17 protein-coding genes are annotated in these 15,904 nt (G+C 63.8%); 3 read left to right on the top strand and 14 right to left on the bottom strand.

Translation table 11 applies throughout. The features are described from left to right. Positions 1-5: 5 nt before the first annotated feature. The 7 genes from AAFN55_RS00485 to AAFN55_RS00455 all read right to left on the bottom strand — a co-directional run bounded on the left by AAFN55_RS00485 (position 6) and on the right by AAFN55_RS00455 (position 8,308). Complete coding sequence (locus tag AAFN55_RS00485) at positions 6-2,528, bottom strand: ATP-binding protein (protein WP_347796927.1); 2,523 nt, start codon at positions 2,526-2,528, stop codon at positions 6-8. A gap of 234 nt (positions 2,529-2,762) precedes the next feature. After that, complete coding sequence (gene ahcY, locus AAFN55_RS00480; RefSeq protein ID WP_347796926.1) at positions 2,763-4,160, bottom strand: adenosylhomocysteinase; 1,398 nt, start codon at positions 4,158-4,160, stop codon at positions 2,763-2,765. Between the two features lie 148 nt (positions 4,161-4,308). Then, on the bottom strand, positions 4,309-4,596 hold the full coding sequence (locus tag AAFN55_RS00475) for an HPr family phosphocarrier protein (protein ID WP_347796925.1): 288 nt from the start codon (positions 4,594-4,596) through the stop codon (positions 4,309-4,311). A gap of 10 nt (positions 4,597-4,606) precedes the next feature. Continuing rightward, positions 4,607-5,008: a PTS sugar transporter subunit IIA gene (locus AAFN55_RS00470; protein ID WP_347800138.1), complete on the bottom strand. Its 402-nt coding sequence runs from the start codon at positions 5,006-5,008 to the stop codon at positions 4,607-4,609. 311 nt (positions 5,009-5,319) lie between these two features. Beyond that, positions 5,320-5,796, bottom strand: coding sequence for a hypothetical protein (locus AAFN55_RS00465; RefSeq protein WP_347796924.1), 477 nt, complete (start codon positions 5,794-5,796; stop codon positions 5,320-5,322). Between the two features lie 6 nt (positions 5,797-5,802). After that, entirely contained in the window at positions 5,803-7,563 is a 1,761-nt protein-coding gene (locus tag AAFN55_RS00460) for a sensor histidine kinase (protein WP_347800137.1), read from the bottom strand. 43 nt (positions 7,564-7,606) lie between these two features. After that, complete coding sequence (locus AAFN55_RS00455; RefSeq protein ID WP_347796923.1) at positions 7,607-8,308, bottom strand: response regulator transcription factor; 702 nt, start codon at positions 8,306-8,308, stop codon at positions 7,607-7,609. A 356-nt stretch (positions 8,309-8,664) separates the two neighbouring features. Between AAFN55_RS00455 and AAFN55_RS00450 the strand changes: the two genes are divergently transcribed. The 3 genes from AAFN55_RS00450 (at position 8,665) to AAFN55_RS00440 (ending at position 11,574) form a co-directional block, all read left to right on the top strand. Continuing rightward, positions 8,665-10,275: a phosphoenolpyruvate carboxykinase gene (locus AAFN55_RS00450; protein WP_347796922.1), complete on the top strand. Its 1,611-nt coding sequence runs from the start codon at positions 8,665-8,667 to the stop codon at positions 10,273-10,275. Between the two features lie 145 nt (positions 10,276-10,420). Continuing rightward, positions 10,421-10,858 (top strand): alternative ribosome rescue aminoacyl-tRNA hydrolase ArfB, encoded by a 438-nt coding sequence (gene arfB / locus AAFN55_RS00445; protein WP_347796921.1) that lies wholly within the window; start codon positions 10,421-10,423, stop codon positions 10,856-10,858. A gap of 92 nt (positions 10,859-10,950) precedes the next feature. Continuing rightward, positions 10,951-11,574 carry an alpha-ketoglutarate-dependent dioxygenase AlkB gene (locus AAFN55_RS00440; RefSeq protein WP_347796920.1) on the top strand — a complete coding sequence of 208 codons (624 nt, stop codon included), beginning with the start codon at positions 10,951-10,953 and terminating at the stop codon, positions 11,572-11,574. 22 nt (positions 11,575-11,596) lie between these two features. Here the strand turns inward: AAFN55_RS00440 and coaA are convergent, their stop codons facing one another. The 7 genes from coaA to AAFN55_RS00405 are packed head-to-tail and all read right to left on the bottom strand — an operon-like array spanning position 11,597 to position 15,900. Then, positions 11,597-12,556: a type I pantothenate kinase gene (gene coaA / locus AAFN55_RS00435; protein ID WP_347796919.1), complete on the bottom strand. Its 960-nt coding sequence runs from the start codon at positions 12,554-12,556 to the stop codon at positions 11,597-11,599. A 27-nt stretch (positions 12,557-12,583) separates the two neighbouring features. Then, positions 12,584-12,904: a phosphoribosyl-ATP diphosphatase gene (locus AAFN55_RS00430; RefSeq protein ID WP_347796918.1), complete on the bottom strand. Its 321-nt coding sequence runs from the start codon at positions 12,902-12,904 to the stop codon at positions 12,584-12,586. A gap of 16 nt (positions 12,905-12,920) precedes the next feature. Further along, complete coding sequence (gene hisF / locus AAFN55_RS00425) at positions 12,921-13,703, bottom strand: imidazole glycerol phosphate synthase subunit HisF (protein ID WP_347796917.1); 783 nt, start codon at positions 13,701-13,703, stop codon at positions 12,921-12,923. Continuing rightward, a complete protein-coding gene (gene hisA, locus AAFN55_RS00420; protein ID WP_347796916.1) occupies positions 13,700-14,464 on the bottom strand; it encodes a 1-(5-phosphoribosyl)-5-[(5-phosphoribosylamino)methylideneamino]imidazole-4-carboxamide isomerase in 765 nt (254 codons plus the stop codon). Before hisA ends, hisF begins: the two co-directional genes overlap by 4 nt. Positions 14,465-14,468: 4 nt before the next feature. Beyond that, positions 14,469-14,759 (bottom strand): DUF1330 domain-containing protein, encoded by a 291-nt coding sequence (locus AAFN55_RS00415; RefSeq protein WP_347796915.1) that lies wholly within the window; start codon positions 14,757-14,759, stop codon positions 14,469-14,471. 10 nt (positions 14,760-14,769) lie between these two features. Then, positions 14,770-15,420 carry an imidazole glycerol phosphate synthase subunit HisH gene (gene hisH, locus AAFN55_RS00410; protein WP_347796914.1) on the bottom strand — a complete coding sequence of 217 codons (651 nt, stop codon included), beginning with the start codon at positions 15,418-15,420 and terminating at the stop codon, positions 14,770-14,772. After that, positions 15,421-15,900, bottom strand: a complete 480-nt coding sequence (locus AAFN55_RS00405) for a DUF2628 domain-containing protein (protein WP_347796913.1) — start codon at positions 15,898-15,900, stop codon at positions 15,421-15,423. Positions 15,901-15,904 lie beyond the last annotated feature (4 nt).

Below are 15,904 nucleotides of genomic sequence, written 5' to 3'. Positions count from 1 at the left end.
CAGGTTTATTCCGCCGCCGCCCGGTATCCCTCGGGCGCCATCGGGAACCGGCAGATCACGGTCGTTCCGCGCCCTTCGCCGGTGTCGATCTCGACAGTGCCGTCATGCAGCTCGACGAAGCTCTTCACGATCGAGAGGCCGAGGCCCGCACCGCGATGACGCCCGCCATTGGTGCGCGGCTCGAAGCGCCGGAAGATGCTCTCCAGCACGTCGTCCGGGATGCCCGGCCCGTCGTCATGAACCGAGAACGCGACGCCGCCCGGATTGCTCTCGCAGCGCAGCCGGATCGTCGATCCTTCCGGCGCGTAGTTCGCTGCGTTGCTCAGGAGGTTGAACAGAACCTGGCGAATACGGTTCTCGTCGGCATGGAACGAGGACGGCGCGCGGCCGAGATCGAGTTCCAGGCCAATGCGGTGTTCGCGCAGCCGTTCGGCCACCAGGTCGGCCGCCGAGTTCACGGTGCTCTCGATCAGGATTTCGCTGATCTCCAGTTCCATGATGCCGGCATCCACGGTCGCCAGATCGAGAATGTCGTCGACGATCGTATCCAGTTCGGCAGACGACGAGGCGATATGGCCGACATAGTCGCGCTGGCGCTGGTTGAGAGGCCCGGTCGTCTCCTGGCCAAGGAGTTCCGTGAAGCCGATGATGTTGGTCAGCGGCGAGCGAAGCTCGTAGGACACGTGCTGGACGAAGTCGTTCTTGAGCTGGTCCGCGCGCTCCAGCGCCTCGTTCTTGTCCTTGAGCATGCGCTCGACATTCACGCTGTCGGTCACGTCGACGAAGGTCGTCATCACCTGCCCGTTCGGCAGATGGACGAGTGCGTAGCGGAGCACCGAGCCGTTGTTGAGCTCGACCTGGCCCTGGCCATCGCGGCGTTCCTCGTCAAAGCCAGTCGCGGCGGCGGCAAGCTCGCCCCACGGGCTCGACCGTGTCAGCGACTGGCACGCGGCCTTCACCACGGAGATGTGCGTCCCGGCCTTCACCAGTCCGGCCGGAATGCCCCAAAGGGTGGAAAAGGCGGGGTTGGAAAGCCGCACACGGCCGTCCGGCCCGAAGACGGCAACGCCTTCTGCGAGGTTGTCCAGCGTAACGTTCTGAACCCGAACAGCGGTGTTGTAGCGGCTTTCGAGGCTGATCTTCTCGGTCAGGTTTTCGAAGACCCACGTCACGCCGCCCTTCGGCTGCGGGTTGGCGACGACGCGAAGCGTCTGGCCGTCCGGCAGGTGCCAGAGATGCTCCTCCGGCTCGACGGCGCGATAGGCCTCAAGCAGCGCTTCCTTCCAGCGCCGCCACTCGGGCTGTTCCGCAAGCTTGCCGTCGCTGCGCAGGCGATCGAGCAGGATCGTGTTGTCGGGCCCGCTCGACAGGAAGGCGATATCCAGCTCCCAGAGCTTTTGGAAAGCCTGGTTGAAGAAGCGCAGTTTCTGGTCGGTGTCGAAGATCGCGACGGCGGTGTTCAACTGGTCGAGCGTGTCGGCATGGCTGCGCACGGTCCGCTCATGCTCCTCGCGGATCGCCTCGATATCGCTGATGTCGCAGGCGAGGCCGACCGAGCCGTCCTTGCCGGCAAAGTCGGTGACCGCGAACACGCGGCGGTCGCCACCGATCACCGTGGACAGGCTCTGCGCAAAGACGGGGCTGGACAGATGCGCGTGGCCGATCTGCTCGCGCGCGGCGGTGCCGAGCATCTCGCGCTTCTCGTCGATGGCCATCGCCGCCGTCGGCGCCTCGACCGCTTCGGCATAGGCCGCGTTGACCCAGCTCAAGCTGCCATCGCCCGAACGCATCCAGGCCGGCATTTTCAGCGTATCGAGAAGGCCGAGAAGATTTCCGTGTTCGCTCTGCAGGCGCTGGTGATCGAGACGCAGTTCCGCGTGGTCGCGGCGGGCGTCGGTCAAAGAAAGGAAGCGCACGGCGACATGCGAGGCCGCGATCCGGCCCTGGATTTCAAGCAATGCGCCCCTGTTCGTTTCCGCAACGAGGTCGAACGCCTTGCGCTGCTCGCGCAATCCCGCAATCGCACGCTCGAGCGCGGCCGCGCTGCGCGGCGACATCCATTTGCCGAACGCCATGAACGTGGCGCGATCTTCCGGTGCATCGGCGGCCGCGAGCGTGCCGACCAGTTCGGGCTTACGCGCATCGTCGAACCAGACGACGATGCGCTGGTCCCTGAGATTGAGCAGCGATTCGGAGCGCTGGAGTGCGGTGCCCAGCTCGGCCACGCGTTCGCGCAGATGAACGTTCTCGTTCGCGGTGCGGGCGCGCTCGCGGATCAGGAGGATCGCCGACAGCATGGCCGCGCCGGTTATGCCCAGGAAGAGCGCAAGCTGGATCACGTCGCTGGTCGCAAGCGAGACGCGGCCGGCGGCGCGCGCGGCCTCACCGCTCTGCGCGAAGGCGACGACCGGCAACGACAGGACGCCAAGTCCGGCGACGGAACCCGCAAGCGCGTCAGCCAGGCGGCGGGCCGTTCCCCGACCAATCGTTTCGCATCCGGAATCAATCCGGTCCCCGGTGCAGGTCATCCCCGCCTCCAGTGGGTCAACCCCTGGCATCGTCCCAAGTCCTCTCCGCCGCATGGACGCCTCGACGCCCAGAAAGGACGCACCATACTGGTTCCCCTCACCAGCCGGCGGCGTCGCGAATCACGTCACTGTACAGCGCGGCCGAATCGTCGTGAAGGTGACCCGCGCGCAAAAAAGGGGCCGGGCAAAAGTCAATTGCCCGGCCCCAATATGTTGTGCCAAATGGTTAATAAATCAGTAGCGGTAGTGCTCCGGCTTGAACGGACCCTGCTGGGTCACACCGATATAATCGGCCTGTTCGTTCGAAAGCTGGGTGAGCTTCGCGCCGACCTTGTCGAGATGCAGCCTCGCGACCTTCTCGTCGAGGTGCTTCGGCAGCACATAGACCTCGTTCTGGTACTGGTCGCCCTTCGTCCAGAGTTCGATCTGCGCGAGCACCTGGTTGGTGAAGGAGGCCGACATCACGAAGGACGGATGGCCGGTCGCGTTGCCGAGATTGAGCAGGCGGCCTTCCGAGAGAAGGATCATGCGGTTGCCACCGGGGAATTCGATCAGATCGACCTGCGGCTTCACATTGGTCCACTTCAGATTGCGCAGCGCCTCGACCTGGATCTCGTTGTCGAAGTGGCCGATGTTGCCGACGATCGCCATGTCCTTCATCTTGCGCATGTGGTCCAGCGTGATGACGTCCTTGTTGCCGGTCGTCGTGATGACGATGTCGGCGGTCGATGCGGCATCGTCCAGCGTAACGACCTCGAAGCCGTCCATCGCAGCCTGCAGCGCGCAGATCGGGTCGACCTCCGTCACCTTGACGCGGGCGCCGGCACCCTGAAGCGAAGCGGACGAGCCCTTGCCGACATCGCCATAGCCGCAGACGATGGCGACCTTGCCGGCCATCATCGTGTCGGTGGCGCGGCGGATGCCGTCGACCAGCGATTCCTTGCAGCCATACTTGTTGTCGAACTTGGACTTGGTGACGCTGTCGTTGACGTTGATCGCCGGGAACGGCAGGAGACCGCGCTTCTGAAGCTGGTAGAGGCGGTTGACGCCGGTCGTGGTTTCTTCGGTCACGCCGCGGATCGCGTCGCGGTTCTTGGTGAAGAAGCCCGGTGTCGCGGCCATGCGCTTCTTGATCTGGGCGAAGAGGATTTCCTCTTCCTCATTGCCCGGCTTGGACAGGACGTCCTCGCCAGCCTCGGCGCGCGCGCCGATGAGGATATACATCGTGGCGTCGCCGCCATCGTCCAGGATCATGTTCGTGGTGCCGCCATCGGTCCACTGGAAGATCTTGTCGGTGTATTCCCAATATTCGGTGAGGGTTTCGCCCTTGATGGCGAAGACCGGCGTGCCGGCGGCGGCGATGGCTGCTGCGGCGTGGTCCTGCGTCGAGAAGATGTTGCACGAAGCCCAGCGGACGTCCGCGCCGAGCGCCTGAAGCGTCTCGATCAGCACCGCCGTCTGGATGGTCATGTGCAGCGAGCCGGAAATGCGCGCGCCCTTGAGCGGCTTGGTGGTGCCGAACTCCTCGCGCGAGGCCATCAGGCCCGGCATCTCGGTCTCGGCGATCTCGATTTCCTTGCGGCCCCAGTCAGCGAGTGAAATATCCGCGACAACGTAGTCTTTGGCGGTCATGGCGTTTGCTCCGATCTCATGAAAATCCGCGCCATGCGTCGTGCAGAAAAGGGCGCGTTTTGGCGCCTGACTAGCAGAAATCACCTGCCCGGGCAATGCAACATAAAGAAATCTTTATTCGTGCATGTCTGCCGATCCCCATCGGGGTTCAGCACTCTTCTCCGAAGCGGTCGGCCACGAGGGCGGAGAGCGCTTCCATGATTTCGCCAGCCTGCCGACCCGTGGCGGTCACGGAAATCGATGAGCCGACGCCCGCAGCCAGCATCATCAACCCCATGATCGATGTGCCGCCGACCTCGACGCCGTCCTTCTCGACCCGGACATCCGCGTCGTAGCCCGTCACCAACTGGACGAACTTGGCTGACGCGCGCGCATGCAGACCTCGCTTGTTGACGATGGTCAGGTCACGATGGAGCGCGGCGGCGTCTGAACTCACTGGGGACCGTCTACTTGCCGCTAAGAAGCTGGCTGGCGACGTTGATGTATTTGCGGCCTGCCATCTGCGCTTGATGCAGGGCGGCAGGCATGTCGTCGCCGGTGCGCACGCTGGTAAGCTTGATCAGCATCGGCAGGTTCACGCCCGCAATGACCTCGACCTGACCCGAACTCATGACCGAAATGGCCAGATTTGACGGCGTGCCGCCGAACATGTCGGTCAGGACGATGACGCCTGCACCCGTGTCGGCGCGCGCAACGGCATCGACGATGTCCTTGCGGCGCTGCTCCATGTCGTCATCGGCTCCGATGCACACGGTTTCGATGTGGTCTTGCGGTCCCACCACATGCTCGACGGCGTGGCGGAACTCTTCGGCCAGCCGGCCATGCGTGACGAGCACGAGACCGATCATACGGCTGACCGTGCCGGGAACACGCTGCCGCACAAGATCGTCATGGAAGCCGGCGATTTTCGGCCAAGCATGCCGGCCGCGAAGTGGCGACGCCAGCCTCTTCCGGCACTGTGAAAACTGATCACCACCCCACTCCCGTCATTCGTGCAGCACGGCCATTCTGCGAGCCTGCTCGCTGCGTCGGTTCGAACCATAGCCAGTAGCGTTTTTTTCGGCCGGACGACAGGTGCGCTATCTTGTCAGCGCTTTGGCCTTTGACAAGTGTAAAATGACGCGCGCCTACGCCAAATTGACGCAGTTTGGCCGTGTCTCTACCACTTTCGGAGCGGCGTTGCACTCTCTGGATCGGAAGCCAGCCAGCCGAGCACAGCGCGCGAACAGCTTTCGGGATTGCCTGACGGGAGGTCGAGGCGCGGGAGGAGGACGCCGAGGATGTCTTCCGTCGCGGGTTCGCGATGGCGCGGGGCCCGGGATGGCTCGACGAGGTTGACCACTGCATCGACGAGAGTCCGCCGCTCGTGATCGACCGCCGTCGGTCCATTGCCACGGGTTTCGATAAGGCCTGCGATCGCGTCGGGCACTTCCGCGACGATGCGCCCGGCAGAAACCGAAATCCACGCGCGGTCATCCGCGACCAGACACGAAAACACGCGTTTTGCGGCGCATGAATCGATCAGGCGTGCGGCGAGAGACGATTTACCCGACCCCGACGTGCCCTGGATGAGAAGCCCGGTCCGCCCCACGACGAGCACCGTCGCATGGACATTGATACGCGCGTCCGATTGCATGTGGCGTCAGCCCTCTGCGGGCAGGGTCACGACGAAGCGTGCGCCCTGGAACTCGCCGGGCTTCGTGCCTGCGATGTTCTCCGCCGTCAGCCTGCCGCCATGCGCCTCGACGATCTGGCGGCTGATCGACAGGCCGAGACCGGAGTTCTGGCCGAAGGCCTCGCCCGACGGGCGATCGGTGTAGAAACGCTCGAAAATGCGCTCGATATCCTCGACGTGGATGCCGGGGCCATTGTCGTCCACCGTCACGATCACATGACGGGGCGAGCGCGACAGGGTGATCAGGATACGGCCCTTGTCATCCGGCACAAAGGAGCGGGCGTTCTCGATGAGGTTCGTCAGGACCTGGCCGAGCCGCAAATCGTGGCCGGGAACGTAGAAGTCCCGCGCCGGCTGATCCTTCTTGGCGGTGCGCACCTCGATCGCCACGGCGCGCTTGTGACGACCGGCTTCGCGGGACGCGCCCGCAAGGTCCTGTACCAGCTTCAACAGATCGACGCGCGACGCATCGTCACGAGCGAGTTCCGCGTCGAGACGCGACGCATCCGAAATATCGGTGATCAGGCGGTCGAGGCGGCGGACATCGTGCTGGATCACCTCCATCAGTCGATCGCGCGACGTTTCATTCTTGGCCAGCGGCAGCGTTTCGACCGCGCTGCGCAGCGACGTCAGCGGGTTCTTGAGTTCATGGCTCACATCGGCCGCAAAACTCTCGATCGCCTCGATGCGGGCATAAAGCGCGTTGGTCATGTCGCGCAGGGCGACGGACAGGTTGCCGATCTCGTCCTGCCTGTCGGAGAAATCGGGAATTTCCTCGCGGCTCTTCACGCCGCGTCGAACCCGGACGGCGGCAGCCGACAGGCGCCGCAGGGGATTGGCGATGGTGGAAGCCAGAAGCATCGACAGGATCGCGGTGACGGTCGCCGCCACCGCAAACACGCGCAGGATCGCTCGGCGCTCGGCAGCGACGATCTTGTCGATATCGCCACCCTGGGTCGACAGCATCAACACGCCCAGAACGGCGCGAAAGCGCTGCACCGGAACGGCGACGGACACGATCTGCTCGCCCTGTTCACTGACGCGCACCAGCGTCGACGGGCTGCCCTGCAATGCGCTCATGACTTCCGGAAAGCCCGCGCCGCTGCCGCCGGGCTGCTCCTTGTAGACCGGCAGGTCCGAACGGGCGAACAGCTTCGTGACGAACTTCTCCAGCCGCTGCAGCGGGCCAAGCTCCTCCTCGGCCACGGCAGGCAGATTGTAACGAAGGATCTGGCCGCGCGAATAGAGGTGGCGGGAATCGAGCAGAAGGTTCGCGTCGCGGTCGAAGATGCGCGCGCGCGTCAATGTGGGCGATATCAGGCGGCGCAGGACCGGCGCGACACGCTCGGGATTGATCGGAAAGTCGAGACTGTCGAGTTGGCCCGTCCCGGGCGGCAGGCTTTCGCCCGCCTGCAGTTCGAGCAGCTTTTCGGGGTCGATCGTGATCGAATCCGTCTCGACCGTGGCCGACGCGGCGATCGCACCGGCGATGATCTCGCCCTGCGTCATCAGGCTCTCGATGCGGGCCTGCACGAGGCCGTCGCGAAACTGATTGATGTAGAGGATGCCGATGACCATGACGCAGAGCGCGGCAAGGTTGAGGAACAGGATGCGTCGGGTCAGGCTCGAAAAGACGTAGTGGCCCAGCATGCGGCGGACGCGCACGAGAATCCGGCTCCAACGATTGGATCCGCCTCTCGCCTCACGCTTCGCTCTGGCCGCGTCCATCTCGGCGTCTGCCGTCATAAGTTCCTGCACTCCGCGCCAGGGTTCAGGCCTCGCGGAAGCGGTAACCTACCCCATAAAGCGTCTCAATCATGTCGAAATCGTCATCGACCGATTTGAACTTCTTGCGCAGGCGCTTGATGTGGCTGTCGATCGTGCGGTCGTCGACATAGACCTGCTCATCATAGGCAGAGTCCATCAGCGCATCGCGGCTCTTCACGACACCGGGACGCTGGGCAAGCGAATGCAGGATCAGGAATTCGGTGACGGTGAGCGTCACGGGCTCGCCGCGCCAGGTGCAGGTGTGCCGCTCCTGGTCCATCACGAGCTGGCCGCGCTCGAGCGACTTGGCCTGTTGTGCGGGCGTCTTCGCTCCGGCTTCGCGGGCATTGGCGCGACGAAGCACCGCACGGACACGCTCGACCAGAAGACGCTGGGAGAAGGGTTTGCGGATGAAATCGTCGGCGCCCATCTTCAGGCCGAAGAGTTCGTCTATCTCGTCATCCTTCGACGTCAGGAAGATCACGGGCATATCGCTCTTCTGACGCAGGCGCCGCAGCAGTTCCATGCCGTCCATGCGGGGCATCTTGATATCGAAGATCGCGAGATTCGGGGGACGCGCAGCCAGCCCTTCCAGCGCGGAAGCGCCGTCCGTGTAGGTCTCTACCCGGTAGCCCTCGGACTCCAACGCAATCGATACGGACGTCAGGATGTTGCGGTCATCATCGACCAGCGCGATCGTTGCCATGTCAAGCGGCTCCCTCATGAGCGGGTGTCCCTTCCTGCTTTGGAGAAGGGGGTATAGGCGGACAAATTGGGTACAAATTGTGGCATAAGCCTTTACCGGACGGGCCGCAATGCCCAGCGTGTACTTAACCGTCTGTCCGATCCACGGTTGTCGTTGCTGCACAATATGCGTGCACCACCTGTCGATTTAAACAGCTACAACCGATTTAAAAAGAATTCAAAATCTTTAAATCGATTAAAGATTTGAAATCAATGGCTTTTTCTGGTTTTGACCATTCATACTTCGGTTCGCTGGCCGCACGATCCTCGCCGGCAAACGGAAGCTTGTTCTGTCGGCTCCGAGCTTTGGTGGTGAGGATGAAAGAAATCGGTTTGCGTAATCCCGGCAACGGGATCGAATCCATCGGCCTCGCGACCGCGGGTACCGTCCACTACAATCTGGGCCCTGCCGAGCTGGTCGAACATGCGCTTCAGCGCAACGAGGCCAAGCTCACCGCGCACGGCGCACTGGTCGCCTATACGGGCCAGCACACCGGCCGCTCGCCGAAGGACAAGTTCGTCGTCCGGGACGCCTCCACCGAGGACAAGGTCTGGTGGGACAACAACAAGCCGATGAGCCCGGAGCGGTTCGAACTGCTGCGCCAGGATTTCATCGCTCACGCGGCCGAACTCGATCTCTACGTCCAGGACCTCATCGGCGGCGCCGACGAAGACAACAGCCTGCCGACGCGCGTCATCACCGAATTCGCCTGGCACTCGCAGTTCATCCGCAACCTGTTGATCCGGCCGGAGCGTTCGACGCTCGACCGCTTCGTGCCGAAGATGACGATCATCGACCTGCCGTCGTTCCGCGCCGATCCCGCACGCCATGGCTGCCGCACCGAAACGGTGATCGCGATCGACTTCACCCGCATGCTCGTGCTGATCGGCGGCACGTCCTATGCGGGCGAGATGAAGAAGTCGGTGTTCACCGCGCTGAACTACCTGCTGCCCGAAAAGGGCGTCATGCCCATGCACTGCTCGGCCAATGTCGGCGCGCAGGACGACGCGGCCGTGTTCTTCGGCCTGTCGGGCACCGGCAAGACGACGCTGTCGGCCGATCCGTCGCGCACGCTGATCGGCGATGACGAGCATGGCTGGGGCGAGCACGGCATCTTCAACTTCGAAGGCGGCTGCTACGCCAAGACGATCAAGCTCTCTGCGGAAGCCGAACCGGAAATCTTCGGCACGACGCGGCGCTTCGGCACCGTGCTGGAAAACGTCGTGCTCGACGAAACGCGCGTTCCCGATTTCGACGACGGTTCGCTGACCGAGAACACGCGCTGCGCCTACCCGCTCGATTTCATCGCCAATGCGAGCGAAACCGGCCGCGCGGCACACCCGAAGAACATCATCATGCTGACCGCCGACGCGTTCGGCGTGATGCCGCCGATCGCAAAGCTCACGCCGGCGCAGGCGATGTACCACTTCCTGTCCGGTTATACCGCGAAGGTCGCGGGTACGGAAAAGGGCGTGACGGAGCCGGAAGCGACGTTCTCGACCTGCTTCGGTGCGCCCTTCATGCCGCGCCACCCGTCGGAATACGGCAACCTGCTGCGTGACCTGATCGCGCGCCACGGCGTCGATTGCTGGCTCGTCAACACCGGCTGGACCGGCGGCGCTTACGGCACCGGCAAGCGCATGCCCATCAAGGCGACGCGCGCGCTGCTCTCGGCAGCGCTGGACGGTTCGCTCAATTCGGTCGAATTCCGCACCGACCCGAATTTCGGCTTCGACGTGCCCGTCTCGGTTCCCGGCGTCGATGCCGCGATCCTCGACCCTCGGGCGACATGGGCGGACAAGCCGGCCTATGACCGCCAGGCCAAGCGCCTCGTCGGCATGTTCATCGACAACTTCGCCAAGTTCGAGCAACACGTCGATGCGACCACGCTCAACGCCGCGCCACGCCTGCAGGAAGCCGCCGAGTAGCTGCCGCACGACGCAACGGATCGCCAAAGGCCCGGCCCACACGCCGGGCCTTTTGCTTGATGGCTTCCGCGCTTTTGCTTACGGCTTTCGCCGGGGCCGATGCCAGCCTATGTAGGGATCACGGGATCGCGGAAGGAATGGCGCAATGACATCGGAGAAAGGACTTCGCATAGCGCCCGGCGTCGAGGTCGGCGAAGATGAACTCGATGAAAACTTCATCCGCTCGTCGGGTCCGGGCGGACAGAACGTCAACAAGGTCGCGACCGCCGTCCAGTTGCGGTTCGACGTGGTCAACTCACCGGGCCTGCCTGAACGCGTGCGCGAACGGGCGCTGCACTTCGCAGGCCAGCGCGCGACCAAGGACGGCGTCATCGTCATCGAGGCGAGCCGCTTCCGCACGCAGGAGCAGAACCGCGCCGATGCGCGCGAGCGTCTCACCGAACTCCTCGCTAGGGCTGCCGAACCGCCGCCCAAGCCGCGGAAGAAGACACGGCCCTCGAAAGGCTCCGTGGAGCGCCGCCTGAAAGAAAAGGCGGGCCGCTCCGGCGTCAAGAAGATGCGCGGCAAGGTCACGTCCGAGTAGATCGCCGCATTGGGTCGCTCGACTGGTTCTCTTGAAAATCTTCCTACGCGGCGGCATCATCGCCGCCGGATTCGGTTTCAGGTCATGCCATGATGCTCGTCCTTCCAGGCGGCGTGCGACACATCCCGGACTATCTCGACCGCGCAGCGCAGGAAGCGCTTGTCGAGGACATTCGCGCCGTGGTGCAGGCCGCACCGCTCTACGTGCCGACCATGCCGCGCACTGGCAAGCCGATGAGCGTGCGCATGACGAATTGCGGCGTGCTTGGCTGGGTCACGGACAAGGAGCGCGGCTATCGTTACCAGCCCACGCACCCCGCCACCGGCGAGCCATGGCCGGCGATCCCGCAACGGCTTCTCGACATCTGGAACGACGTCGCCCGGTACGACGCGCCGCCCGAGGCCTGTCTCGTGAATTTCTATACGGCGGACGCGAAGATGGGCATGCACCAGGATCGCGACGAGCACGATCTGGACGCGCCGGTCGTCTCGATCTCGCTTGGGGAAACCTGCCTGTTTCGCGTCGGCGAGCGCACACGCGAGGGCCGGACCGTGTCGTTCAAGCTCAAGAGCGGCGATCTGGTCGTGCTTGGCGGCGAAGGTCGTCTCGCCTTCCACGGCGTCGACCGGATTTACCCGACGACCTCGACGCTGCTCAAGAATGGCGGGCGGATCAACCTGACGCTGCGCCGTGTGACGCGTCCTGACGCCATCTGAGCATCTCGCCCAATGCCGGAACTCAGAGCTTCCTGAGCGCGACTTCTTCGATCAGGTGATCCGCCCCCTTGCGCAGGACGAGATCGGCGCGCGGGCGCGTCGGAACGATGTTTTCGCGCAGGTTCCTGAGGTTGATGTTCGCCCACAACCCTTCGGCGATCGCGCGCGCGGCTTCCTCGGACAGTTGCGAATAGCGATGGAAGAAGGATTCCGGATCCTTGAATGCCGTCTCGCGCAGCCGCATGAAGCGGTCGATGTACCATTTGTGGATCATGTCCTCGTCCGCATCGATATAGATCGAGAAGTCGAAGAAATCCGAGACGAAGGGCACGAACTTGCCGTCCGGCGGAAGCTTCCGCGGCTGGAGGACGTTGATGCCCTCGAAGATGAGGATGTCCGGCCGATCGATCGTCACATAGGCGCCCGGCAATACGTCATAGGTCATGTGCGAATAGAGCGGCGCGCGCACGTCGCGCTGGCCGGACTTGATGCCCGACAGGAACCGCAGCAGCGCACCGACATCGTAACTTTCGGGAAAACCCTTTCGCTCCATCAGGTTTTCGCGGCGCAGAACCGCATTGGGCAGCAGGAAACCGTCCGTCGTGATGAGATCGACCTTGGGGCTGGACGGCCAGCGCTGCAGCAACTCCTTGAGGACGCGGGCCGTGGTCGACTTGCCGACCGCGACCGATCCTGCGATGCCGATGATGAACGGCGTTTTCACCGCGTCATTGGCTTCGAAGAAAATCTGGCGTTGCCGGAAGAGAAGCTGGCTCGACTCGACATGGGCGGACAGGAGCCGGGACAGCGTCAGGTAGATGCGGCGGATTTCGTCGAGGTCGACGGGATCGTTCAGCGACCGCAGCCGCCTGACCTCATCCTCGCTGAGCGTCAGCGGCGTATCGGCCCGGAATTCCGCCCAACGTTCGGCCGAGAAGATCCGGTAGGGAGAGTATTTTTCGGTGGGGACGAGCTGGTCCATCGGCATGTGCCTTGAGCGCGACGCGATCTAACGCGCGCGCGACGCCTTTTCTTCGATGCCCGAACGCGTGGTGCGTGCTTCGAGCTCGGCCATCACATCATCGACCGTCACGCCGGCCAGCGAAAGAACGACGAGCCAGTGGTAGAGAAGGTCGGCACTTTCCGAAACGAGCCCGTCGCGATCGCCCTTGACCGCAGCGATGACGGCCTCGACCGCCTCTTCGCCCATCTTCTGCGCGGCCTTGTCGGTTCCCTTGGCGAAAAGCTTCGCCGTCCACGAATCCGCCGCGCCCGACCGTCCCCGTTCGGCAATGATCGCTTCCAGATCAATCAGCGAAAATCCGGCCAAAGATCCCTCCCCAGGCTCAGGCGGCATCGAGCCGCACGGCCAAGCCCGCTTTTGCCATGTGCGCCTTGGCCTGCGCAATGGTGTATGTGCCGAAGTGGAAGATCGAGGCCGCCAGCACCGCGGTTGCATGCCCGTCGCGTATGCCCTCGACCATGTGATCGAGCGTTCCCACGCCACCCGACGCGATGACCGGCGCACGCACGGCATCCGCGATAGCGCGCGTCAGTGCGATGTCGTAACCGGCCTTGGTGCCGTCCCGGTCCATCGAAGTCAGGAGGATTTCGCCGGCACCGAGATCGACCACCTTGCGCGCAAAGTCGATCGCGTCGATGCCGGTGGTCTGGCGGCCGCCATGGGTGAAAATTTCCCACCGATCCGCCTCGCCTTCGCCCGACACCCTCTTGGCGTCGATCGCGACGACGATGCACTGGTTGCCGAATTTGTCGGCAGCTTGCGCCACGAAATCCGGGTTCTTCACCGCCGCCGTGTTGATCGAGACCTTGTCGGCGCCGGCGAGCAGGAGCTTGCGGATATCCGACACCTGCCGCACCCCGCCGCCCACCGTCAGCGGCATGAAGCACTGCTCGGCCGTCTTGGCGACGATGTCGAAAATCGTCTCGCGATTGTCGGACGACGCCGTGATGTCAAGGAAGCAAAGCTCGTCCGCACCGGCGGCATCATAAGCCTTCGCCGCCTCGACCGGATCGCCGGCATCGATCAGATCGACGAAGTTGACGCCCTTGACCACGCGGCCATCATGCACGTCGAGACAAGGGATAACGCGGGCTTTGAGGGTCATCTGGGATCCTCGAACAGTGCCGGTTCGACCTTCAGCGTGCCCTTCAGGATCGCCAAGGCCTCGGCCGGATCGATGCGGCCGTCATAGAGCGCGCGGCCGGAGATTGCGCCTTCGAGCTTTTTTGCGTCCGGCATGGTCATGCGCACGATGTCGGCGATCGATGCGAGGCCGCCGGATGCGATCACCGGGATCGAGATGGCGTTCGCCAGATCGATCGTGGCGTCCCAGTTGATGCCGGTCAGGACGCCGTCGCGGTCGATATCCGTATAGATGATCGCGGACACGCCTGCGCCCTCGAACTTCTTCGCCAGTTCCACGACACCGAGCGACGAGGCTTCCGCCCAGCCCTCGACGGCGACCTTGCCGCCCTTGGCGTCTATGCCGACGGCGATTTTTCCGGGAAACGCCTTGCACGCTTCCTTCACGAGGTCAGGATCGCGCACCGCGACCGTGCCGAGGATCACGCGCGCCAGCCCCTTGGAGAGCCACGCCTCGATATGGGCCAGCGTCCGGATGCCGCCGCCGAGCTGGACCGGGTTGGTCGTCGCCTTCAGGATCGCCTCGACCGCCGCGCCGTTGCGGCTTTCACCGGCAAAGGCGCCGTCGAGATCGACCACGTGAAGCCACTCGAAACCCTGCTCCTGGAAATCCCTCGCCTGAGCGCCGGGGTCGGGATTGTAGACCGTCGCGCTCGCCATCTCGCCCAGCTTGAGCCGGACGCACTGGCCTTCCTTGAGATCGATCGCGGGAAACAGGATCACGTGGTCAAACGCCTTCTACGATCGCGAGCTGCGCCGTCGAGCATTCCTTGCGGATTTTCAGCGCCGCCTGATATTCGGGCGAGTTGAAGCAGGCGAGCGCGACGTCGTAGCTTTCGAACTCGATGATCACCTGCCGGTCGCCTGTCGGCAGTTCCGGGTCGGTGTGCTGCCCGCCGCGCACCAGAAATTTCGCGCCATATTTCTCGAAGGCAGCCGCATTCGCGCTGATATATTTTGGATATCCATCCGGATCGCTGATGGTGACCATCGCCATCCAATACCCCTTCTTGCTCATCGCGTGCTCCTCAAGGCTTCCAGTTTAGAAAATTGCCGATCAGGGCCAGACCCAGCGCCTGACTCTTTTCCGGGTGGAACTGCGTGCCCGCAACATTGTCGCGCGCGACGGCCGCGGTTACCGGCCCGCCATAGTCCGTAACGGCCAGAACGTCTTCTGCGTGCTTCGCCTCCAGATGGTAGGAATGCACGAAATAGGCGTGCAGGCCGTCCTCACCGGTGCTGATTCCGGCGAAGAGCGGGTGGGAATGTTTCACGTGAATCGTGTTCCAGCCGATCTGCGGGATCTTCAGTGACGGGTCCGACGGCAGCATTTCCGTCACATCGCCCTCGATCCAGCCGAAGCCGTTGGTGATCGTCTTTTCCAGACCCCGCGACGACATGAGCTGCATGCCGACGCAGATGCCGAGGAACGGCCGGCCCTTCCGGCGCACCATTTCGTCGATCGCCTCGACCATGCCCGGCACGGCATCGAGGCCCGCTCGGCAATCCGCATAGGCCCCGACCCCCGGCAGCACGATCCGGTCGGCGGTGCGGACGCGTTCCGCGTCGTCCGTCAAGTCGATCTCGGCCGATATGCCGGCCTCACGCGCGGCGCGCTCGAAGGCCTTGGTGGCGGATTTGAGGTTGCCCGAGCCGTAGTCGATGATCGCGACGCGCATTCAATGTCTGCCTGGATAGGAAAAGAGCCCCAGCGCCGGACCGGCCGCAGGGACCGTCTGGCGCAGTTGCGATGCGGAAGACAGGACCGGCAAAGGCGCGGGACGATCGTCCGCAGTCCCGTCGACATAGGCTTCCGCGATATAGCGCGTTTCGGCGTCGGTGCGGTTGTCGGCTTCGACCACGCCCCATTCGCGCCAGCCGCGACGGCGCAGCGCAGCCAACTTCAGCGACGCGCCTTCGAGGCCGACATAAAGCGAAACGAGGAGCGACAGGGCCGGTGCGGCGGCGAAGCCGGCATAGGACCCGGCAAAGCCGAGCGCCAGGGCAACCACCAGCGCGATCAGCGCCTCGATCCAGAGACGATGCACCAGCAGCCAGACGAACGGGATCAGGAACGCGAAGACGTGGAAGCCGTCGCGCACGATCACCGCGTCGGCTTCCACACGTGCGGGCGGTTCCATAACGACAAAGCTAGCCATGATC

The sequence above is a fragment of the Mesorhizobium sp. CAU 1732 genome (genome assembly GCF_039888675.1).
Taxonomy (GTDB): Bacteria; Pseudomonadota; Alphaproteobacteria; order Rhizobiales; family Rhizobiaceae; genus Aerobium.
This window is presented reverse-complemented; position numbering and strand designations above follow the sequence as displayed.